The organism is Leucobacter luti (assembly GCF_004217175.1).
Lineage (GTDB): Bacteria > Actinomycetota > Actinomycetes > Actinomycetales > Microbacteriaceae > Leucobacter > Leucobacter luti.
Genome location: NZ_SHKI01000004.1, coordinates 236,577 through 257,541, shown reverse-complemented (window position 1 = coordinate 257,541; position 20,965 = coordinate 236,577). Strand labels below are relative to the sequence as shown.

Genomic DNA, 20,965 nt, shown 5'->3' with positions numbered 1-20,965 from the left:
GGGCTTTTGGCTCCACTCGGGGGCGGGGCGGGCCGGGGCGGGGGGCGGGGCGGGGCGGGGCCGTGGCAGGGGCCGGGGCCGCGCGAGGCAGCGCGGGAGCACGGGGCGCCGCGCGGCCCCGGCGTCCTACGCCGCGCCCTCGGGCCAGGCGACCTCGCCCGCGAAGTCCGGGTGCCGACGCAGCCAGGCGGCGACGAACGGGCAGTGCGGGACAATCGTGAGCCCGGCCCGCTGCGTGCCGGCGAGCGCCGCCGAGACCAGCGTGCCGCCCAGTCCGCGGCCGCCGAACGCCGGGTCGATCTCGGTGTGCGTGAAGTCGCGGACGCTGCCGCCCGAGCGCGAGCGGTACTCGGCGAAACCGGCGAGCGCGCCGTCGACGGTGACCACGTAGCGCGATCGTTCGGGCTCGTGGGCGACGAGGATCTGTTCGGTCATGGGGCTCCTTACTGCCTGGATCACGGAACTGCTGGGGTTGTTGCCGGGCTCCGGGGCCACGGGTGACCGGGCTGGGGCACAGGCGTCGGGGTCACTGGGTGCGCGGCACGAGGCGCGCGATCGGTGCGGCGGGCGCCGGCAGCGGCGGAGCCGGCTCGTGCTCCGGAAGGCGGAAGCGATCCGGATCGGCGGTGACCGGTGGCGCCGCGGGGGCGGGGGCGGCGGCCTCGTCGCCCGAGGGGTCGCCAACGCCGGCAAACGCGACGCGCGCCTGCCAATCGGCGCGGGCCTGCACGATCTCTTCGTGGCTGCGGCCCACAAAGTTCCACCACATGATCAGCTGCTCGCCGAGGGGCTCGCCGCCGAGCAGCATGAGCCGCGCACCGCCGGGGCCGGCCGTGAGCCGCAGAGCGGCGGCGCCGGTCGGGGCGAAGCCGAGCTGATCCGGGGCGAGCGCGAGCGGCGCCGGGTCCGCCTCCGTGCCCGCCGGCACGTCCGCCGGCACGCCCGCCGCCGGAACCGCGAGGGTCACGTCCCCGTGGTCCACGAGCACGCCGTGCTCGAACGACGGGTCCACGTCGAGGTCGAGCACCGCGCCGGGACTGAGCTGCAGTTCGGCGCCGAGCAGCGGCGAGTGCGTCTCGACTGGCGACTGCGCCCCGAGCAGGGCGCCGAGAAACACCTGACCCACCCAGCCCGGCCCGTGCAGCAGCGGCGGCTCGTAGTGCGCAAACGTCGGCGCGGTATCCGCGGCGTGCCTGGGCAGCGCGATCCAGAGCTGCACGCCGTGGAGCACCCGCGTGCCCGGGGTGGAGCGCTCGGAGTGGCTGATCCCGCGCCCGGCGGTCATGAGGTTGAGTTCGCCCGGTCGTACCATGGCGTGGAACCCGGCGCTGTCGCGGTGCTCGATCTCGCCGGCGAAGAGCCAGCTCGCGGTCTGCAGCCCGATGTGCGGGTGCGCTGGCACGTCCATGCCGCCCGTCACCGACACGTCGTCCGGGCCGTAGTGGTCGACGAAGCACCAGCCGCCGATGAACGAGCGCGCCCGCTGGGGCAGCGTGCGGCGCACGGTCATGGCGCGGAGGCCGCCCAGCGGGACCTCGCGCGGCTCAATCAGCTGCAGCTCGGTGCCGCCGTCGGGCGAGGCCGCGCAGACGGTTGCTTCCGGGTGCTGATCCGGATTACTCATGGCCCATCCTCCCCGGCGCGGACGGATCGCCCGCCCCCGATCCAAGTGTGCCACGGCGCGCGCACTCACGCAGGAGAAACGAGCTCAGGCGGACGGAAACCGAGGGTTCCGTCCGCCTGAGCGAGGATTTCCTGCGCGAACTCGAGCGCGGACCGCGGGCACGAACCCGACCGCGGGCCACGAACCCGAGCGCGGGCGCTACGCCGGGCGGTTCACGGGGGAGTCGGGCGCCCCGGTCTGGGCCAGCGTCACCGCGTTCTGGGCCTGGATCCGCACGTACTCAATCTCGGTGCGCGCCGAGAAATAGGCGATGTGCGGGGTGAGCACCACGTCGTCGCGGCCGAGCATCGGGTGGTCGGCGGTCGGCGGCTCGGTCTCGAGCACGTCGAGCGCCGCGCCGGAGAGCTGGCCGGCGTCGAGCGCGGCGGCGAGGGCGACGTGGTCGATGAGCGCGCCGCGCGACACGTTGACCAGCACGGCCCCGGCGGGCATCTCGGCGATGAACGCCGCGTCGATCATGTGCTCGGTCTCGGGGGTGAGCGGCAGGTGCAGCGACAGCACGTTCGCGCTGCGGCGCACGTCCTCGAGCGAGGTGCGCCGCACGCCGAGCGCGTCGAGGTCGGCGCGGATCTCGGGGGTGTCCGGCAGCATCGGATCGTAGCCGACGACCTCACCGAACAGCGGGCGGGCAAGGCGCACGAGCTCGCGGCCGATCTTGCCGAGGCCGATGATGCCGAGCGTGGTCTCGCTGAGGCGCGGCGGCGGCGTGGTGGCGCGGTCGTTCCACGTGCCCGGGCGGGCCGATGCCTGGTAGAAGCCGAGCTGGCGGGTGGCAGCGAGCAGGATCGCGAGCGCGTGGGTGGCAACCTCCTCGGTCGCGGCGCCCGGCACGTTGGTGACCCACACGCCGTGCTCGGTCGCGGCGTCGAGATCGACGTAGTCGAAGCCCATTGACATGAGCGCCACGATGCGCAGCTGCGGCATCGCCTCGATCATCTCGCGGGTCACCGAGGCGTAGCCCGGCAGCAGCACGGTCGCGTCGGCGGCGCCCGCAACGATCTCGGCGGGGTCGCGGGTGCCGAGCACGCGCACCTCGAAGCCGGCGGCCTCGAGCAGGTCGATCCCGATTGCCGGATCGGTGTCTTCGACGTCGGTGTAGACGGCGACGGGACGGGCGGTGCCGCTCGTGTCGATGGTTCCGGTGGTGTCAGCGGTGTGCGTCACGGTTATGCCCCCTGCGCGACGGCGAACGTCGCCTGGTCGATGTGGATGAGCTGCAGGCCGCCGTTCGCGGCTGCCGCGGCGACGGCCGCCTCGAGCTCGGCCGCGTCGGCGACGCGACGCCCGGTGCCGCCGAACGCGTCGGCGACGGCCGCCCAGTTCGGCTGCACGAGGTCGACGCCGACGGGCGCGATCCCCGCGTCGAGCTCGTTCTGCTTGATCTCGGCGTAGCCGCCGTTGTCGACGACGATCACGGTCACGTCCTCGCGCTGCTCAACGACGGTGATGAACTCGTTCATCGAGAACATCAGCGCGCCGTCGCCCACCACGGCGAACGCGGGGCGCTCGGGCGCCGCGATGCGAGCGCCGAGGGCGGCGGGGAGACCGTAGCCGAGGGTCGCGTAGGTGGCCATGTACGGCGTGGAGTTGGGCTCGGCCACGCGGAGGGTATTGAGGAGTCCCCAGTACGCGATCTGCGACGAGTCGGTCGCGACGATCGCGTTCGCGGGCAGCGCGGCGGCGATGGTCTCGGCGAGGGCGGTGTTCGGCTCGGAGAGCTCGAACGACTCGGCGCGCACGGCGGCGCGGGCCTGGCTCACGGCGCCGATCGCGCCCGCGAGGTCGCGGGGCTCCCCGGCGCCCAGCTCGGCGGTGAGAGCGGCGAGGGTCGCCGCGGCGTCGCCCACGAGGCCCACGTCGGCCCGGTGGTTCTTGGTGATCTGCGACTCGAGCAGGTCGATCCGGATCACGCTGCCGGTCGCGGCGAGCTCGGGGACCCAGAGCTCCGCTTCGCCGAGCTTTGAGCCGACGATCAGGAGCACGTCCGCGTCCTGCGCCACCCGGCGGCCGGCGTCGAGGCGCAGGCTCGACCCGACGGCGAGCGGGTGCGCCTCGTCGAGGACGCCCTTCGCGTTGAGGGTGGTGACCACGGGGGCGCCGATCCGCTCGGCGAGCGCGCGCAGCTCGGCGCTCGCGGCGCGTGAGCCGCCGCCGGCGAGGATCGCGGGGCGCTGTGCGGCCGCGAGCAGGGTGGCCGCCTGCGCGAGCGCCGCGGCGTCCGCCGCTGCGATGGGTGCGGCGCTGCGCGGTGCGGTGAGCTCGGCTGAGATGGTGGTCTCGTGCTCAAGCACGTCGAGGGGCACCTCGATGTAGACGGGGCGCGGGCGGGTGGTGGCGAACAGCGCGAACGCGTCGTGGATCGCCTCGACGGCCTCCTCGGCGGTCTGCACTCGGCGGCCCCACTCCACGATCGCGGACGCGGCGCTGAGCTGATCCTTCGTCTCGTGCAGGGTGCCCACGTCGGCGAACTCCGAGCCGATGGCCGGGCCGGGGGAGAGCAGGATCATGGGGCGCGACTCGCAGTACGCGGTGCCCGCGGCCGAGAGCGCGTTGAGTAGCCCGGGGCCGCTCGTGGTGATGACCACGCCGGGCAGGCCGGTCTGCAGCGACCAGCCGTCGGCGCCGTAGCCGGCGCCCTGCTCGTGGCGCGTGGTGACGGGGCGGACGCCGAGCGCGTCGAGCGGGCGGTAGAACTCGAGGTTGTGGGTGCCGGGGATCCCGAAGACCGTGTCGATGCCGTAGCCGCGGAGTGTCTCAATGACGACCCAGCCGGTCGTGCGCTTTGGTGTGGTCTGCATGATGCTCCTCAAGTTCTGTGTGGTGCGTGTGGGATGAAAAAACCGGCCCCACCTGGTGCGGCGGGGCCGGTTCTCAGGGGTGTTACTCGGTGGTGCCGATCGCGGTGGTGTCGGTCCGTGCGCGGAACGACCCGGTCACGGGTGCCGTGTCTGAGTGCTGCGGTGCGAAGCGCACGCCGATCCACGCGGCGAGCGTGAGCAGGCCGAAGAACGCGACGACGGACCAGAAGTTGCCGCCGGTGACGACGAGCAGCAGCGACGCGATCGCGGGGGACAGGCCGCCCCAGACCGCGGCACCGAGGCCGTACGAGAGCGACATGGAGGTGTAGCGCGACTGCGGGCGGAACATCTGCGCCATCAGCGTGGACAGCGGGGCCCACGCGCCGCTCAGCGTGACGCGGATCAGGATCACGAACAGCCAGATCATCGCGACGTTCTTCGACTGGATCGAGAGCACGAGTGGCAGGATCACGATGAACGAGCCGATGATACCGATGTACATGACGGTCTTCGCGCCGATCTTGTCACCGAGGGCGGCGATCGGCAGGGTCACGAGTGCTTCAACGAGCGAGGCGATGGTCAGCGCGCCGAGCATCACCGACGCGTTGAGCCCGATCTCGGGGGTCGCCGCGTAGTTCTGCACGAACGTGGTGGCGATCACGTAGCCACCGGAGGACATTGCGATGATCAGGAAGCCGAGCAGGATCGGGCTCCAGTTGTTCTTGAGCGCGAACAGCAGCGGCGTCGACTGCTCCTGGCCCTCGACCTTTGCCTCGAAGACCGGGGTCTCCTCAACGCGGTAGCGCACCCAGAAGCCGACACCGATCAGCACGATGCTGAAGATGAACGGCAGGCGCCAGCCCCAGCTCATGAGCGCGTCCTCGCCGAGCGAGGAGAGTGCCCAGAATGCACCGGTCGCCATGAGCGCGCCGAGCGGGTTGCCCACCTGCGTGAAGCCGCCGTAGAAGTTCTTCCACTTCGCCGGGGCGCTCTCGACCGCCATGAGGCTCGCGCCGCCCCACTCGCCGCCGACCGCAAGGCCCTGGAGCATGCGGAAGAGGATGAGCAGGATGGGGCCCCAGACGCCGATCTGCGCGTAGCCGGGGAGCAGGCCCACGAGCGTCGTCGCGACGCCCATGAGTACGAGCGTGATGGTGAGAGCGGGCTTGCGGCCGAGCTTGTCGCCGATGTGGCCGAAGATGATGCCACCGAGCGGGCGCATGAAGAACGCGACCGCGTAGGTGCCGAACGACGCGAGCGTTGCGAGCGCCGGGTCAAGGTCCTCGGGGAAGAAGACGTGCGGGAAGATGATCGCCGCTGCGGTTGCGTAGACGTAGAAGTCGTACCACTCGATGGTGGTGCCGACGAGGGCGGCCATACCGCCCTTCAACGCACGCTTGTGCGTATTTGGTTCGATCTGGGCTGATGCGGTTGACATGTGAGCTCCTTCGCTGGATGCCGTGGGGCGCTGGTGCGTGCTGAGGTCGTGCGGACTGAGGGGAGCGTGGCCGCCGGGGAGGCGGCGGCCACGCGTGGCCGTGGCGGGTGGCGTCCTCGGCCGCCCGCCCGTGCCGGGGTTAGAAGACGCGCTCGCCGCCCACCCAGGTGGACGCGACGGTCACGGCCGCGAGCTCCGGGATCGGGGTGTTGAACGGGTCGCGATCGAGCACGGCGAAGTCGGCGCGCTTGCCCACCTCGATGCTGCCGAGCTCGTCCTCGCGGCCGAGCGCGCGGGCCGCGGAGATCGTGTGGCCGCGCAGCGCGGTGTCGAGCGAGACCGCGAGGTCGTCGGATCCGAGCTGGGTGCCGCGGCGCGTGATGCGCGAGACGGCGGCCTGGATGGCCTCCATGGGGCGGGGATCCGCGACGGGGGCGTCCGAGGAGATCGTGACGGGGACCCCCGCACGCTCGAAGTCGCCGAGCGGGTTGAAGCGCTCGCCGGGGGTGCCGATCGCCTGCTCTACGCCCTCGCCCCAGTTGTAGTGGTGCTGCGGCTGGTTCACGGGCATGATCCCGGCCTTCGCCATGCGGTCGATCTGCTCAAGCGTGGGCAGGCCGCAGTGCTCGATGCGGTGGCGCGCGTCGGCGTCGGGGCGCTCGGCCTGGGCGGCCTCGATCGCGCTGATGACCATCTCGAGCGCCGTGGGCGACTGCGAGTGCGTCGCGGTCTGCAGGCCGACGCGGTGCGCCTTGGCGATCAGCTCGGTGTAGTCGCGCGGGTCGTGGTAGAGCTGTCCGGTGCGGCAGGGGTCGCCAACGTAGCCGTCGGGGAAGTAGGCGGTCCAGCCGCCGAGCGTGCCGTCCGAGTAGAACTTGATGCCCGCGAAGCTCAGGTGCTCGTTGCCGAACTGGCCGTGGAGGCCCATCTCGATCGCCTCGTCGAGGAGGTGCGAGAGCAGGTACATGCTGACGCGCACCTTCAGGTCGCCCGACTCTGCGAGGCGCAGGTACATGTCGAACTCCCGGCGGCTGACCTGGGCGTCGCCGATGGTGGTGACGCCGCCCGCCAGGAAGTTCTCCTGTGCGGCCGCGAGCTGCAGCTTGTGCTCGGCGGGCTCGTCGGCGAGGTGGAAGTTGGGGCCGTGGTGGCCGATCTTCACGCCCTCAAGTCCCGTGAGCACGTTGCACGCGGCGTCGGAGAGCTCGCCGGTCAGCTCACCGTCGGCGTCGCGGAAGAACTCGCCGCCCTTGGGGTTCGGGGTGTCCTTCGTGACGCCGTGCAGCTCGAACGTGTACGAGTTGACCACGCCGCCGTGGCCGGAGGCGTTCATGAGGTAGACCTCGCGGTCGGTGGCGACCTCGTCGAGCTCAAAGCGGGTGGGGTGGCGGCGCTCGGCGAGGTTGCGCTGCTCGTAGCCGTAGCCGCGGATTGGGCGACCGGCGGGCAGCGTCTTCGCCGCCTCGCTCAGCAGCGCGACGATCTCGGGGATCGAGCCGGCCTTCTCGGGGCCGCAGTCGACCCAGCTCATCATCTGGCCGAGCATCAGCGGGTGCGCGTGCGCGTCGATGAAACCGGGGACGATCGTGGTGTCGCCCAGGTCGACGAGCTCGGGCTCGATCGCGGAGACGGCCGCGGCCGCGGTGCGGCACTCAGCGATTGAGCTGACGGCGCGGATCCGGTCGCCGATGACGAGGAACGCCTCGGGGGCTGAACTCTCGTCGTCGAGGGTGTGGATCTTGGCTGCGGTGACGATGGTGGGCGCCGTAAAGGCCGGGGCCTGGGTGAACGCGAGCTTACGCACGTGGGAACTCCTTCGTTGTGAATCGTTACGAGCGTACGCGCGATCTCGCGAACCCGGGACCGAATCACGCGAACGGCGCGCCTACAGCGCTTTTTTGTCGACCAGGTTCGGCAAAAGTCCCGCGTACACGCTGCTCTGACTCGATACACGGATTTTTTGTCACTCAGGACGCCCGGGATTCTGGCAGAATCGGATCGTGGACGAATTCGACGAAGACCTCATTCGCGCGCTGCAGCTCGACGGGCGCGCGCAGTTCTCGGTGCTCGCCGCAGAGCTCGGCGTGCACCGCACCGTCGTCGCGGGGCGGGTGCACGAGCTCATCGAGACGGGGGAGATCCGGATCCACGCCGCGGTGCACCCCCGCGCAGTGGGGCTCCCGGTGCAGGTCAACCTCCAATTCAGGATCAGTGGGCCGAGCTCCCCGGTGTTCGAGCGGTTGCTCGAGTTCACGAACGTGGTCTTCCTCTCCGAGATCAGCGGGCAGTCCCAGGGCGTGGTCGAGGTGTGGGCCGCCGACCTCGACGATGTGGGCCGTACGGTGCGCGCGATCCAGGCGATCCCCGGCGTTGGGGAGGTGCAGTTTTCGCTCTACGACCGGGTGCTGCGGCGGCTGCGCCTCGGCGAGGACCCGGACCCGAAGGAACTCGCCTTCGACGACTTCGACATCGACCTCATGGCCCAGCTGCAGCTCGATGGTCGGCTCACCTTCGGGGAGCTCGCTCGCCGCACCGGCCGCTCGGCCTCCGCGTGCCGCGCGCGCGTGCTGCGGCTGCTCGACTCGGGCGTGATGCGGATCGGTGCGGTGCGCAGCCGACTCAACGCCACGAGCTCGGTGCTGTCCGGCGTAGGAATCATGCTCTCGGGCGACGCCGAGGGCATCGCCTCGGCCGAGGACCTGTTGCTCGACGTGCCCACGATCGAGTTCGCCGCGCGCACGCTGGGGCGCTACGGGCTGATCGCCACGATCGCCGCCCGCTCGATCGGGGACTACACGGACATCGTGCGCATGATCCGCGCGCACCCCGCGGTCTCGCGGGTCGAGACCTGGGTGCACGCCTCGGTGTGGCTTGAGCGGTACGAGTGGAGCCTAGATCGGCTTGAGCGGCTGCGCCGGGACTAGGCCCGGAGGCCGGTCACGGGCCGGGCTCGAGCTCCCGAGCGCGGCTGGCGAGAGCGGCCATCAAGTGTGGCCGATTGCCCGAGTATTCCGGGTGAAGCTCCGAACCCCCTTGCAAACCCGGGGGAGTGCCCCGGTAGGGTTGGATGCACATCGGGCGCCACTCGCCCGTCCTCTTGGGGGTGCGCCGTGATCGAATTCGAACACGTGACGAAGACCTACGCCGGCGGCGCGGAGGCAGTGCGAGATTTCTCCTGCGTGGTGCCCTCGCGCCGCACGGTCGCGTTCGTCGGTTCCTCCGGGTCCGGTAAAACCACGCTGCTGCGCATGGTCAACCGCATGGTAGATCCGAGCTCGGGCCGAGTGCTCATCGACGGCGAAGACGTGCGCGAGCGCAACCCGGTCGAGCTGCGCCGATCCATCGGCTACGTGCTGCAGCACGGCGGGCTCCTGCCGCACCGCACCGTCACCGACAACGTGGCGACGGTGCCCGTGCTCACCGGTACGACCCGCCGCGCTGCGCGCGCGGCGGCGGCCGGACTGCTCGAACGGGTGGGCCTCGACCCGGCGCTCGGCGACCGCTACCCGGCGCAGCTCTCCGGCGGTCAGCAGCAGCGCGTCGGCGTTGCCCGCGCGCTCGCCTCAGACCCCAACATCCTGCTCATGGACGAGCCGTTTGGCGCTGTCGACCCGATCGTGCGGCGCGAGCTGCAGAACGAGCTGGTGCGGCTCCAGTCCGAGCTGGGCAAGACCATCGTGTTTGTGACGCACGACATCGACGAGGCGTTCCTCCTCGGCGACGAAGTGGTGGTGCTCGCCACTGGTGGCCGTATCGCGCAGTGCGGCACGCCGGCGGAGATCCTGAGCGCCCCCGCCGACGACTTCGTGCGCGATTTTGTGGGTTCTGAGCGCCCGGAGCGGCGGCTCCACGCCGTGGACATCGACGGCCGCAGCGTGGCGGTCGACGGAAACGGCCGGCCGGTCGGGGTGCTGGGCGCGTGAACTGGCCGCTCGCCAACTGGCAACTGATCCTCCAGGCCGGGGTGGACCACCTGCTGCTCAGCCTGCCGGCGATCCTGCTCAGCGTGCTCATCGCGATCCCGATCGGGCGCCTCGCGTTCCGCGCCCCCAGGTTCGGGCGGCCGCTGCTCGCGGTGGCCACGCTCGCGTACGCGATCCCCGCGCTGCCGCTCCTCATTCTCATCCCCGCGCTGCTCGGCACGCCGCTGCGCTCGTGGCAGACCATGGTGGTCGCGCTCACGGTCTACGGGGTCGCGCTGCTCGTGCGCACCGCGTGCGACGCGTTCACCGCCGTCGACCCGCAGCTGCGCGACGCGGCGGTGGCCGTCGGCTTCTCCCCGCGCAGCCTGTTCTGGCGGGTCGACCTCCCGCTCGCGGTGCCGGTCCTGATCTCCGGGATCCGCGTCGTGACCGTCTCCACGATCAGCCTCGTCACGATCGGGGCGCTCATCGGCGTGCCGAGCCTCGGCACGCTGCTGACGGACGGGTTCCAGCGCGGGATCGCCGCTGAGATCTGGAGCGGCGTGATCGTCACCGTGCTGCTCGCGCTGCTGCTCGATGCAATCGTGCTCGGGATCGGGCGCCTCCTCACCCCGTGGACCCGGCGGGCGGCGGGCGGCGTCGAGCCCGGCCCCGGTGCGGCCGGAGCGGCCGCGGCGGGATCTGACCCGGCGGGATCTGACCCGGCGGCGGAGAGCGGTGCCGCCCCCGAATCTGGCGCAGCCCCCGAGTCCGCGGCGGTGACGCCGTGACGATTTTTGTCGATGCCCTCGCGTGGCTCGCCGATCCCGCCCACTGGACGGGCCCGGGCGGGATCCCCACCCGCACGCTCCAGCACCTCGGCATCACGCTGCTCGCGCTGCTCATCGCCGGCGTGATCGCGTTGCCCGCCGGAGTGCTGATCGGCCACACCCGCCGTGGCGCCGGCATCGTCGGGGGACTCAGCGGCGCGGCCCGCGCGCTGCCGACGCTCGGTGTGCTCACGCTCTGCGGGCTGTGGCTTGGGATCGGGCTCGCCGCCCCGCTCCTCGCGCTCACCGTGCTCGCCATCCCGTCGCTGCTGGCGGGCGCCTACGCGGGGATGCAGGCGGTCGACGCGGGGGTTCCGGCCGCCGCGCGCGCCGTGGGGTTCAGCCCCGCCCAGGTGGTCACGCGCGTCGAGCTGCCGCTCGCCCTGCCCGTGATGATCGGCGGGGTGCGCGCTGCCACGCTTCAGGTCGTCTCCACCGCGACACTCGCGGCCTACACCGCCGACCTCGGCCTGGGACGCTACCTGTTCGCGGGCCTCAAGTCCAGGGACTACCCCCAGATGCTCGCGGGTGCTGTGCTGGTCGTGCTCATCACCCTGCTCCTCGAACTCGCGCTCGCGGCGTGCCAGCGCGCGGCCCAGTCCCGCATCACCCACTGACCCTCACCCCACCGACCGAGAGGACCCACCCATGCTCCGTCGCTCCACCACACTGTCAGTCGCGCTGCTCGCCGGCGCGCTCGCCCTGACCGGCTGCTCGAGCGGCGACCCGCTCGCCGAGCCGAGCGCTTCGGCACCCGACGCCTCGGGCGAGGCAATCGTCATCGGCTCGCAAGACTATTACTCAAACGAGATCATCGCCGAGATCTACGCTCAGGCGCTCGAGGCCGAAGACATCGCGGTCGATCGCCAGTACCGAATCGGTCAGCGCGAGGTCTACCTGCCGGAGATCGAGGCCGGCAGCATCGACCTGTTCCCGGAGTACACGGGCAACCTGCTCCAGTACTGGGAGCCCGACACCGAAGCGCGACTCTCAGACGACGTGTACGCGGCACTGCAGGAAGCGACCCCGGACGGGCTTCGCGTGCTCGACCAGTCCCCGGCGACCGACCAGGACTCGTACACGGTGACGAGCGAGTTTGCCGACGAGTGGCAGCTCGAGAACATCGAGGACCTCGCGGGGGTGGACACGAAGCTCACCCTCGGCGGCAACTCAGAGTCGGAGACGCGGGCGTACGGGCCGGCCGGGCTCGCGGAAACGTACGGCATCGAGGGCGTGGCGTTCACCCCCATCGAGGACGGCGGCGGCCCGCTCACCGTGAAGGCGCTGCAGGACGGCTCGATCCAGCTCGCGATCATCTACACCGCCGACCCGAGCGTCGCCGAGAACGACCTCGTCGCGCTCAACGATACGAAGGGCATCTTCCTCGCGTCGCACGTGGTGCCCCTCGCGAGCGACCGGGTCGACGACGAGGCCGCCGCGATCATCGACCGTGTGAGCGCCGCAATGAGCCCCGCCGACCTGGTCGAGCTCAACGCGCGCAGCGTCACCGAGGAACTCCCGGCCGCGCAGATCGCGACGGACTGGCTCGCCGAGCAGGATCTCGGATCGCAGACGTCGTGACCACTCGCAGCGAGACGGTCGAGTTCCTCACCGACCAGCTCAGCGCGCTCCCGCACATCACCACGCGCCGCATGTTTGGGGAGTACGCGCTCTATCGTGACGGAAAGGTCGTCGCGTTCGTGTGCGACGACACCCTGTTCGTGAAACCCACCGAGGCGGGGCGCGCGTACCTGGGTACGCCGGACGAGGCGCCGGCGTACCCGGGGTCGAAGCTGTACTTTCGCATCGACGGCGACCGCTGGGAGGACCGCGAGTGGCTTGCCGAGCTGATCGAGGTGACCGCCGCAGAGCTCCCCGCCCCGAAGCCGAAGCGCGCGAAGGCGCCGCGCGGGTCGACGCCGGCCCGCTAGCCGGGTCGGCGTCGGTCTGCGAGCCGGGCTGCCGCCGGCCCGCTGGCCGGGTTAGCGCTCGGGCGCGGCGAGCAGCGCGGGGAACACGAAGTCGGTGTTGAGCGGGGCCATGTCCACGCGCGCCTGCGTCGGGTCGATCCACTCAAGGTGCTCAATCTCGGCGCGGGGCTCGGCCGCCTCGGCGCCCGCGACGAGCGGGTGCTCGTAGACGGTCGCCTCGACCACGTGGCCGGGCTCGTTCGCCGCGACCGCGCGGAACACGCCGAGCGGGTGCAGCCGGTCGCGGTCGAGGGCGAGGCCCAACTCCTCGGACACCTCACGCACCGCCGTGTCGCGCGGGTCCTCGCCCGCCTCGTGCTTGCCGCCCGGCAGCATGAGCGCGGCCGTGCCGCGCTTGCGCACGTTGAGCACGCGGCCGTCGGCCCGGCGCAGCACCACAGCGCTGACCCGGATCGTGCGATCCCCGGCTTCGGGCTGGGCGGACGCTGGGCGTGCGGGGTCTCGATCGTGGCTCACCCGTCGAGCTTAACTCGCGTGCTGGGCCGCGCTCGCGCAGGAGATCCGAGCTCACGCAGGAGATCCGAACTCAGGCGGGCGGAAACCGCTGAATTCGTCCGCCTGAGTTCGGATCTCCTGCGTGAGTTTGCGCGCGGCGGCGCGGGGTTACTGCGCGTAGCCGGGCGCCGGCGGCAGCTCGAAGAACTCCTCGAGCGTGGTGATCCGGCGGTCGCGCATTTCCGCGGCCAGTTCTGCGCCGACGTATCTGAAGTGCCACGGCTCGGGCATGAACCCGGTCACGTCCTCTTTGCCAGCCGGGTAGCGCACGATGAAGCCGTACTCGAAGGCGTGCAGCGCGAGCCAGGAGCCGGCCGGCGTCTCCCCGAAGCACGCGGCGAGGTAGCAGTCGCCGTGGTCGTCGAGATCGATGACCAGGCCGGTCTGGTGCTCCGAGTGGCCGGGGCGTGCCGAGTACGTGTCGGCCGCGTCCTGGCCGTCGCGCGCCACGTAGCCGTCGTAGAGCGACACCTGCGTGTCGTAGTCGCGGTAGGCGCTGATGATTCTCACCTGCTGGCCCGCGACGGCCGCCGCGCCGACGAACTGCTCCGCCGCGCGCGCGGCAGCCTCACGCAGGGGCTGTGAGAACTCGTTCTCCACGCCCTCCGGCATGACGAGGTCCTCGGGGGCGAAATCGACCGGGGTGAGCGGGCGCAGCTTGTTGCTCACCACCCAGATCGAGGTGGGATCGTCGATCGAGTGGGCCGAGGGGTCGAACTCCGGCACCAGCGGCGTCGGCTCGGGCGTGGGGGTGGCCGTGGGCGCCGCGGTGTCCGCGGGGCTCGGCGTCGGAACAGTGGCTTCCGGGGCGCAGGCGACGAGGCCGGCGCTCAGCGCGAGCGCGAGGCCGCCCGCGAGCGCGGCGGCGCGGCGGCCATGACTACTCAGCATTGCCCCAGCCTAGATGACCGGCCAGCGTGAGCGTCCCGGCCGAGCGTGCACCCCGCGGTCGGAACGACGGGCGAGCAGGCGGGGCGGGCTAGGCTGAATCGCATGACGGACGGTACCGGGGCGCGACGCGGAGTGACGCGTCGCATGAAACTGACCATCGCGATCGTTGCGGCGGCGCTGGTGCTCGCCGGCGGCGGCGCGGCAGCGGCGCTCTGGGTGCTGCCGCGGTCGACCGAGGCGGCAGCGCCCACCGCGACGCAGACGCCCCGGCCCACAGCGACCCCCACCCCGTCTGCGACGCCGACGCCGGAGGTAGACCAGCCGGTGCGCGTGATCGCGATGGGCGACATGCTGCCGCACGATTCGGTGAACGCGAACGCGACCGCTGCGGACGGCACGATCGACTATGCCCAGTTCTTCACCGGGATCAGCACACAGCTCGACGCCGCGGACGTGACCTTCTGCAATCAGGAGGTGCCCAGCGCCGGCGTCGACTTCGGCATCAGCGGGTACCCCACGTTCAATGCCCCCACCGAGTTCGCGCGCGACCTGCGTGAGGGTGCCGGGTGCGATCTCGTCAACACTGCAACCAACCACACCGCCGACAAGGGCACCGCGGGGATCGCTGCCACGCGCGAGGTGTGGGACGGGCTCGCACCCGCGATCGTCTCGGGCGCAAACCGCAGCGCGGCGGAGCAGCGGACAGTTCCCGTGTTCGAGCAGGACGGGATCACGATCGCGCTGGTCTCGTTCGCGGAGTACTCGAACGCCCCGATCGACGAGGTCTCGCTCAACATGATGGGCGACACCGCGCTCGTCACAGAGCTCATGGCGCAGGCGCGAGACGCCGCGGACGTGGTGATCGTCTCTGCGCACTGGGGCACGGAAGACTCACACGAGGTGAACGATCAGCAGCGCGCGTTCGCGCAGCAGGTCGCCGACCTCGGGGCCGACGTGGTGGTCGGCACCGGCCCGCACGTGCTCCAGCCCACCGCGTGGCTCGACCGCGCCGACGGCGGGCGTGCCCTCGTCTGGTACTCGATCGGCAACATGCTCAGCACCCAGCTCACGCTCGACCAGCGCACCGGGGTGATCGCCGGGTTCGAGCTCGCCCGCGACGAGGCCGGCGCGGTGCAGGTGACCAAGCCGACCGGGATCCTCACCTACATGCACTACGACTGGACCGCCGAGCAAGAGGCCGCCAACGACCTGATGGCGCGCACGAACCTGTCGCTCACCCCGCTCGCCGGGGCCGACGAACTCCTGCAGCGCACCCGGTTCGGGGTGAGCGCCGCGGATCAGGTGGCTGCGGCGAGCGCGATCCTCGGCCCGGACGTGACCGTGCTCGCGGAGTAACCGCTCGGCGGCGCCGCGGGTGGCACCGGGCCTTCGCTCCGGTGCGCGATCGCTGCGGCGGCGCTCAGCTCTCCGCGCCCGGCAACGCCGAGAGCGCGCGGTATGCCTCGTCGGCGAGCCGATCCGCGATCACGGGGAACTCACGCCGCACCGCCGCGACGAGGGCCGGATCCGCTTCGACGAAGCGCACCTCCTCGGCGTCGCCGCACTCAGCGAGCACGCGCCCGGCCGGATCCACCAGACGGCTGTGGCCGCCGAGCTCCACGTCGCCCTGGGTGCCGCAGGCGTTCACCGCGACCACCCACACCTGGTGCTCCACCGCGCGCGCCTGCGTGAGAAGCCGCCAGTGTTCCCGCCGCGCCGCGGGCCAGGCCGCCGGCACGATGACCGCCTCGGCCCCGCGCGCGCTCAGCTCCTGCCACAGCCCGGGGAAGCGCAGGTCGTAGCACGTGGTGCTCGCGGTCGCCCCGAGGGGGCCGGGCACAACACTCAACGTGGTGCCCGGTGTGAGGAGCTCTGCCTCGAGCGACTGATATCCGAACACGTGGATCTTGCGGTACGTCTGCACCACCCGGCCGTCGGCGCCCACGAGTACGGCGGTGTTGTGCAGCGCCCCGGTTGCGTCGCGCTCCACGATGCTGCCGAGGTGGACCGCAGCGCCGAGCTCGCGGGCGACGCGCCGCCCCATGCTGACGGTGGGGCCGTCGAGCGTCTCGGCGAGCTCACCGTAGCGCGCAAACGCGAAGTAGCCGGCGCTCCACAGCTCGGGCAGCACATAGAGATCGGCTCCCGGGTGCGCGAGCAGCAGGCGTTCAACGCGCGTGATCCGCTCCGCCTGCGACTCACCGTCCGGGCTGGCGAGCTGGACGAGCGCGATGCGCCGGGTGGGTGACTGCTGCGATGCTGGCGACATGCCCCCACCATACCCGGCGCCCGTGGGCGGATTCAGGGCTTTGTGCGGCACAATGGCACCATGAGCATCGACACGGCAGAACTGCCCGATCCCGAGGGCCCCGAGGATCGACCGGCGCCCGCGGGAAACCCCGGCTGGCTCAGCGAAGACGAGCTCGACTTTGTGCGCGGGCGGCTGCCGATTCTCTACGTGGAGGCGGTTCCCGTGCGGCTCGACGGGCTTGGCCAGGTCACCGAGGTCGGCCTGCTGCTGCGCAGCACCCCCGACGGGGTGATGACGCGCGCGTTCGTCTCCGGGCGCGTGCGCTTTGGCGAGCCGCTGCGCGAGGCGCTGTTCCGGCACCTCGAGGATGATCTTGGGCCGATGGCCTTCCCGCAGATGCCCACGGCGCTGCAGCCCGTGCAGGTCGCCGAGTACTTCCCGCTGCCGGGGATCTCCCCGTACGTCGACGAGCGGCAGCACGCCGTCTCGCTCGTGTACGTGGTCCCCGTGACGGGCACCTGCAACCCGCGGCAGGACGCGCTCGAGGTCACCTGGATGGCGCCGGAGGAGGCCCTGTCGCCTGACACGCTCGCCGAGCTCAGCGGCGGCCGCGGCAGTCTGTTGCGGCAGGCGCTCGCCGCAGTTGGCTGCTGAGGCGCGGCACTCGCCACCCAAGCGGTGAGTCTCCGACCCGATAGCGCACTTCCGACCCTGTTCCCCACGCGTGCACACCGGCGTTCCGGGTCGGAAACGCGGTCAGGGGTCGGATCCGTGTTGCGCCTAGGCCGCTACGCGCGCCGCTGCCAGGCGATCACGTGGCGCCGCGAGAAGCCGCGCGCGCACTTGCCGCACGACGTGACCCGCGTCGGCGCGCGAAACCGGTAGTGCTCGTGCCCGGCCGGGCAGGCGCCCACCCACGGGGCGCGCTCGTGCGCGATCTCGCCGTCGTGCGTGCGCCCGCCGACGTAGCCGATCTGCGCAGCGACGCGCTTCCACGCAGCGCCGTGCGCCGCTTCGGGTCCGGCCATCGCGTGCGCCACCTCGTGGAGCAGCACCTGGTGGATCTCGTCGTCGGAGAACTTCTCCGCGAGGTACCTCGATACCGTGATGCGGTGATCGGTGTAGTTGCAGAGGCCCGCGCGCCGCTTCGCGTTGTCGAAGCCGAAGTGCCACAGCTCGGGGTCGAGGTGCATGCGGATGAGGGCGTCGGCCCAGACGCGGACCCGGGCGAGTTCAGCCACGCTCGAAGAGCTCCCGGGCCGGCGCCGGAGACGGGACCGCCGTCGCGTCGGTGACCGGGCGCGCGCCCCGCGTGAGCTCGGCGAACTCGCGCCCCACGAGCATCCGCGCGGGGTGCGGGCCCCCGGCGAGGAGCCTGGGGAGCCAATCGAGCGTCTCGAGGTCGTCGTCGGTCGCGACGAACACGACGTTGCCGAAGCGGCGCCCTTTGATCACCTGCGGCTCGGCGATTGCGGCGACCGAGCCAAAGAGGTGGTCGAGGGTCGCGGCCTGCCCGCGCACGAACGGCAGGCCGGCCCCGTCGGCCGCGTTCACGACCACGATCCCGCCGGGCGCGAGCAGCGGCCTGATCAGCTCGTAGAACTCGACGCTCGACACGTGGGCCGGGGTCTGGGCTCCGGCGAAGATGTCGACCACGACGAGGTCGATGCCCCCGCGCATCCCATCGGGGAGTTTGCCGAGCACCTCCCGGGCGTCGCCGCGCCGCACGCGGATGCTCGCCCGCTTGGGGAGCGGTGCCGCGGCGCGCACGAGGTCGACCAGGTCGCCCTCCAACTCGATCACCTGCTGGCGGCTCCCCGGTCGGGTCGCCTCAACGTAGCGGGGGAGCGTGAACGCGCCGCCGCCGAGGTGCAGCGCCGAGATGGGCTGCCCGGGCGTGCGAAACAGGTCGATCACGTGCCCGATGCGGCGAATGTACTCGAAGAAGAGCTCGCTCGGATCGGGGAGGTTCACGTGCGACTGCGGCGTCCCGTCGACGACGAGCTGCACCGCTCCGGGCACCCAGCGGTCCGCCTCGATCTCAGCGGTGAGACCGGAGCTGAGGACGATCGGATCGGGAAGGTTCATGCCGACGGCTCGCGGTGCGACTGCGCGCTATGCACGGGCGAGCCCGAGCTCGTCAATCTTTCGCTGCAGGTCCGCGTTCGACGGCTCGACCTGGTGGCTGCTATCGGGGAACAGGATCACGGGGATGTTCGTGCGGCCACTGATGTCCTTCGCGATGTCGGCCGCCGCCGGATCCTGCACGAGATCGACGTAGCGGTAGTCAACTCCGGCGCGATCGAGCACGATCTTTGCGCGGCGGCAGTCGCCGCACCAATCGGCGCCAAACATGACGGTCTCGCCCGCCGCGGTGGTCTCGGCTGCTGGTGCATCAACGTTCTCGCTCATGCCGCCATGATACGCCGCGGCGGCGGTGAGGCGGCGGTGAGGCGGCGGTGAGACGGCAGCGGGGGAGCGAAGCGGGGGCGCAACGGCGAAGCGGCGGCTCAGCGCCGGCGCGGCCGCGGCGCACGGGTGCGCGGCGCTGCGGCGGCGCGGTCGCGGAACCAGAACCGACGTGAGAGCACCGCGATGCTCGCCCCGAGCAGGGCACCGGCCACCACGTCGGTGAACCAGTGCACGTGGAGCGCGGTGCGGCTCCACATCATCAGGAGAATCCAGGCGATCCCGAGCACCGTGGCCCAGGTCACCGCGGTGCGCGGCATCCGGTTCGCCGCAGCGACCACGAGGATCACGGACACGGCGAGCGCGGCGGCGCCGAGCGAGTGTCCCGACGGGAACGAGCTGCCGCTCGACACGTACAGCTGGTCCCAGGGACGCGGCCGGAGCACGAGCGCCTTGAGCGCCTCGGAGGCGGCGACCCCGAGCAGCATCGCGGTGGCGACCGCTGCGGCGTCTCGGGGGCGCCGGAGCACGATCAGGAGGGCGACCGCGATGGCCGCGGTCGCCGCAGCGCCGACGCCGCCGCCAATCTCGGCGCAGAACACCGCGATCGCGTACGGGAGCGAGCCGCGGGTGACACTCGCGATGCCGTGCCACCACTCATCGGGCCCGATCGGCCCCATCGGGCCGCCGACGACGAAGCGCAGGGCGAGCCCGGCCGCGACAACGACCGCGACGCCGACGATGGCCCACGGGGTCGCGGCGCGCACGCCTGCGGCGACGCGGGTGGCCGGGAGGACTGCGCTGGATCGGGTCATCCCGCCACGATAGTCGGCGCGACGCACGGTTCCCGGACAATTGCTGTGCGCGCGGCGACCCCGCACCCGGTGTGAGCGGCCCGTCACACCCCGGCGGGTGGGGCCGGTGGGGCCGGCGTGGGCGGTGGTGGCGATCCGGGTGGCGGTCCGGCGGCAGGCGGTGTCTGCGGGACCGAGTGCGATGGTGGGGCGGGCGGCGTGACGAACGGATCCGCGAGTCGCGCGGGCGGCGTGCCGCCGATGCGTGCCGCGGCGTAGCCGTTCAGTGTGATCCCGAGCCAGTCGGTGCGCAGACGCGCGTCGACGTAGAGGAGCCCAACTGCGTTGGCGGCGGTCAGCGTGGCACCGACGGCGAGGAAGTTCGTCGGGAGAGTGAAGATGAGCGTCATTGCGAACGCTGACGCGCTCGCGCTCGGGTCGGTAAAGGCCAGGAGGGTGAACAGCAGGACCATGAAGAACACCCAGGTCGCGGCGGCAAAGCTTAGCGACACGAGGGCCTGTGCGCCGAGGACCCGCCAGAACCTCCCGGTCACCAGCTGCCAGGACCGTCGCAGGGCGGCTCGCACCGTGGCCCCCTCGAAGACCACGGCGCTCGCGGCGAGGCTGATCTGCGTCACGAGCCAAGAGAGCGGCACCAGCGACCCGATGACCAGCAGGATCGCGATGGGAACGATGATGTAGAGGCCGGCCGAGCCGATCGAGACCGTGCTGAGCAGCAGAGTGGCAAGCCCGGTGAGACCGCCCACCACGACCACGTATGCGGCACCGATCCCCAGCGAGATGAGTCCGAGCCCGAACAGGCGAGCCCACGCTCCGCCCAGCAGGCGCCACAGCGTTGCACTGCGCGCGCGCTCGCCGAGCAGCGCGGCCCGCAGGTTGAAGAGTGCGAAGCCCTGCGTGATCACCTGGGCGAGGAGCGCGATGACGAACGTAGCGAGCGTGGTCACGAGGACGAGCCCGAGCCCGCTCACGGTCGTGTTCTGATGCCGGTTGAGGATAAGGAGGAATGGATCCGGGGCGCCACTGAACGGAACCGCCTCGGCCAACAGACTCACGGAGATGAGAAGAACCAGTGAGATTGGCGCTGCGACCGCGAGGAGCGGGACGGGGTTCTGCGTGAGGAGCACGAAGGAGCGGCCAAGAAGCTGGCCGAAGTTGATGGGCCCGAACATCTGGGCGCCGTGTGACGCTGACCCGGGGTGATCGGGCGGCCCCGATCCGGGTGGCGGTGCGGTCTGGTCTGCGGGTGCATCGTGATCAGTCACGGGGAGTGCCTCCTGGGTGTGGTGTGAGTTCCCCCGGTGGCCCCCGCCGCGCAAGCGTGTGCAGCGATCCCGCTCGTCTATTCTGCCAGGCGCCACGGCGGATAATATTGCGCTGGACAGCTCAGGCGGATCCTGTTATCGTTGAGAGTTGCACTACGGACACCAGTGTGCCCGCATATGGCGGTGGGCCCCGAGA

22 protein-coding genes are annotated in these 20,965 nt (G+C 71.5%); 8 read left to right on the top strand and 14 right to left on the bottom strand.

The genetic code is table 11. The features are described from left to right. Window positions 1–126: 126 nt before the first annotated feature. From EV139_RS07590 to EV139_RS07565, 6 genes are all read right to left on the bottom strand, one after another. Window positions 127–435 (bottom strand): GNAT family N-acetyltransferase, encoded by a 309-nt coding sequence (locus EV139_RS07590; RefSeq protein WP_130453723.1) that lies wholly within the window; start codon window positions 433–435, stop codon window positions 127–129. Window positions 436–526: 91 nt separating this feature from the next. Beyond that, the gene (locus EV139_RS07585; protein WP_130453722.1) at window positions 527–1,624 is read right to left on the bottom strand and encodes a pirin family protein; all 1,098 of its coding nucleotides are present in this window, start codon (window positions 1,622–1,624) and stop codon (window positions 527–529) included. Between the two features lie 198 nt (window positions 1,625–1,822). Further along, a complete protein-coding gene (locus tag EV139_RS07580; RefSeq protein WP_241988990.1) occupies window positions 1,823–2,848 on the bottom strand; it encodes a C-terminal binding protein in 1,026 nt (341 codons plus the stop codon). 2 nt (window positions 2,849–2,850) lie between these two features. Next, entirely contained in the window at window positions 2,851–4,482 is a 1,632-nt protein-coding gene (locus EV139_RS07575; RefSeq protein WP_130453721.1) for a thiamine pyrophosphate-dependent enzyme, read from the bottom strand. An 82-nt stretch (window positions 4,483–4,564) separates the two neighbouring features. Then, entirely contained in the window at window positions 4,565–5,920 is a 1,356-nt protein-coding gene (locus EV139_RS07570) for an MFS transporter (protein ID WP_130453720.1), read from the bottom strand. A 139-nt stretch (window positions 5,921–6,059) separates the two neighbouring features. Beyond that, window positions 6,060–7,724, bottom strand: coding sequence for an amidohydrolase (locus tag EV139_RS07565; protein ID WP_130453719.1), 1,665 nt, complete (start codon window positions 7,722–7,724; stop codon window positions 6,060–6,062). A gap of 196 nt (window positions 7,725–7,920) precedes the next feature. Between EV139_RS07565 and EV139_RS07560 the strand changes: the two genes are divergently transcribed. The 6 genes from EV139_RS07560 to EV139_RS07535 all read left to right on the top strand — a co-directional run bounded on the left by EV139_RS07560 (window position 7,921) and on the right by EV139_RS07535 (window position 12,583). Continuing rightward, window positions 7,921–8,844: an Lrp/AsnC family transcriptional regulator gene (locus tag EV139_RS07560; RefSeq protein ID WP_130453718.1), complete on the top strand. Its 924-nt coding sequence runs from the start codon at window positions 7,921–7,923 to the stop codon at window positions 8,842–8,844. A 186-nt stretch (window positions 8,845–9,030) separates the two neighbouring features. After that, on the top strand, window positions 9,031–9,843 hold the full coding sequence (locus tag EV139_RS07555; protein ID WP_130453717.1) for an ABC transporter ATP-binding protein: 813 nt from the start codon (window positions 9,031–9,033) through the stop codon (window positions 9,841–9,843). Next, entirely contained in the window at window positions 9,840–10,613 is a 774-nt protein-coding gene (locus tag EV139_RS07550; protein WP_130453716.1) for an ABC transporter permease, read from the top strand. The genes EV139_RS07555 and EV139_RS07550 overlap by 4 nt, the downstream gene beginning before the upstream one ends. Beyond that, window positions 10,610–11,269 carry an ABC transporter permease gene (locus EV139_RS07545; RefSeq protein WP_130453715.1) on the top strand — a complete coding sequence of 220 codons (660 nt, stop codon included), beginning with the start codon at window positions 10,610–10,612 and terminating at the stop codon, window positions 11,267–11,269. The genes EV139_RS07550 and EV139_RS07545 overlap by 4 nt, the downstream gene beginning before the upstream one ends. A 31-nt stretch (window positions 11,270–11,300) precedes the next feature. Next, complete coding sequence (locus EV139_RS07540; protein WP_130453714.1) at window positions 11,301–12,233, top strand: ABC transporter substrate-binding protein; 933 nt, start codon at window positions 11,301–11,303, stop codon at window positions 12,231–12,233. Continuing rightward, complete coding sequence (locus tag EV139_RS07535) at window positions 12,230–12,583, top strand: TfoX/Sxy family protein (RefSeq protein ID WP_130453713.1); 354 nt, start codon at window positions 12,230–12,232, stop codon at window positions 12,581–12,583. The genes EV139_RS07540 and EV139_RS07535 overlap by 4 nt, the downstream gene beginning before the upstream one ends. Before the next feature lie 51 nt (window positions 12,584–12,634). Here the strand turns inward: EV139_RS07535 and EV139_RS07530 are convergent, their stop codons facing one another. Then, window positions 12,635–13,099, bottom strand: a complete 465-nt coding sequence (locus EV139_RS07530) for an NUDIX hydrolase (RefSeq protein ID WP_198677489.1) — start codon at window positions 13,097–13,099, stop codon at window positions 12,635–12,637. Window positions 13,100–13,246: 147 nt separating this feature from the next. Beyond that, window positions 13,247–14,029 (bottom strand): M15 family metallopeptidase, encoded by a 783-nt coding sequence (locus EV139_RS07525; RefSeq protein WP_130453712.1) that lies wholly within the window; start codon window positions 14,027–14,029, stop codon window positions 13,247–13,249. Between the two features lie 144 nt (window positions 14,030–14,173). On the opposite strand from EV139_RS07525, the gene EV139_RS07520 reads away from it, so the two are divergent. Beyond that, window positions 14,174–15,385: a CapA family protein gene (locus EV139_RS07520; RefSeq protein WP_241988989.1), complete on the top strand. Its 1,212-nt coding sequence runs from the start codon at window positions 14,174–14,176 to the stop codon at window positions 15,383–15,385. A 64-nt stretch (window positions 15,386–15,449) separates the two neighbouring features. On the opposite strand, the gene EV139_RS07515 is transcribed toward EV139_RS07520, so the two are convergent. Then, window positions 15,450–16,298, bottom strand: coding sequence for a carbon-nitrogen family hydrolase (locus EV139_RS07515; protein WP_130453710.1), 849 nt, complete (start codon window positions 16,296–16,298; stop codon window positions 15,450–15,452). A gap of 60 nt (window positions 16,299–16,358) precedes the next feature. Between EV139_RS07515 and EV139_RS07510 the strand changes: the two genes are divergently transcribed. Then, window positions 16,359–16,934 (top strand): NUDIX hydrolase family protein, encoded by a 576-nt coding sequence (locus EV139_RS07510; RefSeq protein WP_130453709.1) that lies wholly within the window; start codon window positions 16,359–16,361, stop codon window positions 16,932–16,934. Between the two features lie 134 nt (window positions 16,935–17,068). Here EV139_RS07510 and EV139_RS07505 read toward each other — a convergent pair whose 3' ends face one another. From EV139_RS07505 to EV139_RS16235, 5 genes are all read right to left on the bottom strand, one after another. Next, a complete protein-coding gene (locus EV139_RS07505; protein ID WP_130453708.1) occupies window positions 17,069–17,521 on the bottom strand; it encodes a SprT-like domain-containing protein in 453 nt (150 codons plus the stop codon). Further along, window positions 17,514–18,368, bottom strand: coding sequence for a spermidine synthase (locus EV139_RS07500; protein WP_130453707.1), 855 nt, complete (start codon window positions 18,366–18,368; stop codon window positions 17,514–17,516). Before EV139_RS07500 ends, EV139_RS07505 begins: the two co-directional genes overlap by 8 nt. Before the next feature lie 27 nt (window positions 18,369–18,395). Continuing rightward, window positions 18,396–18,692: a glutaredoxin domain-containing protein gene (locus EV139_RS07495; protein WP_198677488.1), complete on the bottom strand. Its 297-nt coding sequence runs from the start codon at window positions 18,690–18,692 to the stop codon at window positions 18,396–18,398. 98 nt (window positions 18,693–18,790) lie between these two features. Continuing rightward, window positions 18,791–19,504, bottom strand: coding sequence for a phosphatase PAP2 family protein (locus tag EV139_RS07490; RefSeq protein WP_130453706.1), 714 nt, complete (start codon window positions 19,502–19,504; stop codon window positions 18,791–18,793). An 83-nt stretch (window positions 19,505–19,587) separates the two neighbouring features. Then, entirely contained in the window at window positions 19,588–20,769 is a 1,182-nt protein-coding gene (locus EV139_RS16235) for a hypothetical protein (RefSeq protein WP_157993011.1), read from the bottom strand. Between the last annotated feature and the right edge of the window lie 196 nt (window positions 20,770–20,965).

What these genes read in the sequence shown, in the direction of transcription:
- EV139_RS07585 (WP_130453722.1), bottom strand. Translation starts at nt 1,624, where the DNA reads ATGAGTAATCCGGATCAGCACCCGGAAGCAACCGTCTGCGCGGCCTCG.
- EV139_RS07515 (WP_130453710.1), bottom strand. Translation starts at nt 16,298, where the DNA reads ATGTCGCCAGCATCGCAGCAGTCACCCACCCGGCGCATCGCGCTCGTC.
- EV139_RS07590 (WP_130453723.1), bottom strand. Translation starts at nt 435, where the DNA reads ATGACCGAACAGATCCTCGTCGCCCACGAGCCCGAACGATCGCGCTAC.
- EV139_RS07490 (WP_130453706.1), bottom strand. Translation starts at nt 19,504, where the DNA reads ATGACCCGATCCAGCGCAGTCCTCCCGGCCACCCGCGTCGCCGCAGGC.
- EV139_RS07525 (WP_130453712.1), bottom strand. Translation starts at nt 14,029, where the DNA reads ATGCTGAGTAGTCATGGCCGCCGCGCCGCCGCGCTCGCGGGCGGCCTC.
- EV139_RS07520 (WP_241988989.1), top strand. Translation starts at nt 14,174, where the DNA reads ATGAAACTGACCATCGCGATCGTTGCGGCGGCGCTGGTGCTCGCCGGC.
- EV139_RS07570 (WP_130453720.1), bottom strand. Translation starts at nt 5,920, where the DNA reads ATGTCAACCGCATCAGCCCAGATCGAACCAAATACGCACAAGCGTGCG.
- EV139_RS07575 (WP_130453721.1), bottom strand. Translation starts at nt 4,482, where the DNA reads ATGCAGACCACACCAAAGCGCACGACCGGCTGGGTCGTCATTGAGACA.
- EV139_RS07495 (WP_198677488.1), bottom strand. Translation starts at nt 18,692, where the DNA reads ATGAGCGAGAACGTTGATGCACCAGCAGCCGAGACCACCGCGGCGGGC.
- EV139_RS07510 (WP_130453709.1), top strand. Translation starts at nt 16,359, where the DNA reads ATGAGCATCGACACGGCAGAACTGCCCGATCCCGAGGGCCCCGAGGAT.
- EV139_RS07540 (WP_130453714.1), top strand. Translation starts at nt 11,301, where the DNA reads ATGCTCCGTCGCTCCACCACACTGTCAGTCGCGCTGCTCGCCGGCGCG.
- EV139_RS07500 (WP_130453707.1), bottom strand. Translation starts at nt 18,368, where the DNA reads ATGAACCTTCCCGATCCGATCGTCCTCAGCTCCGGTCTCACCGCTGAG.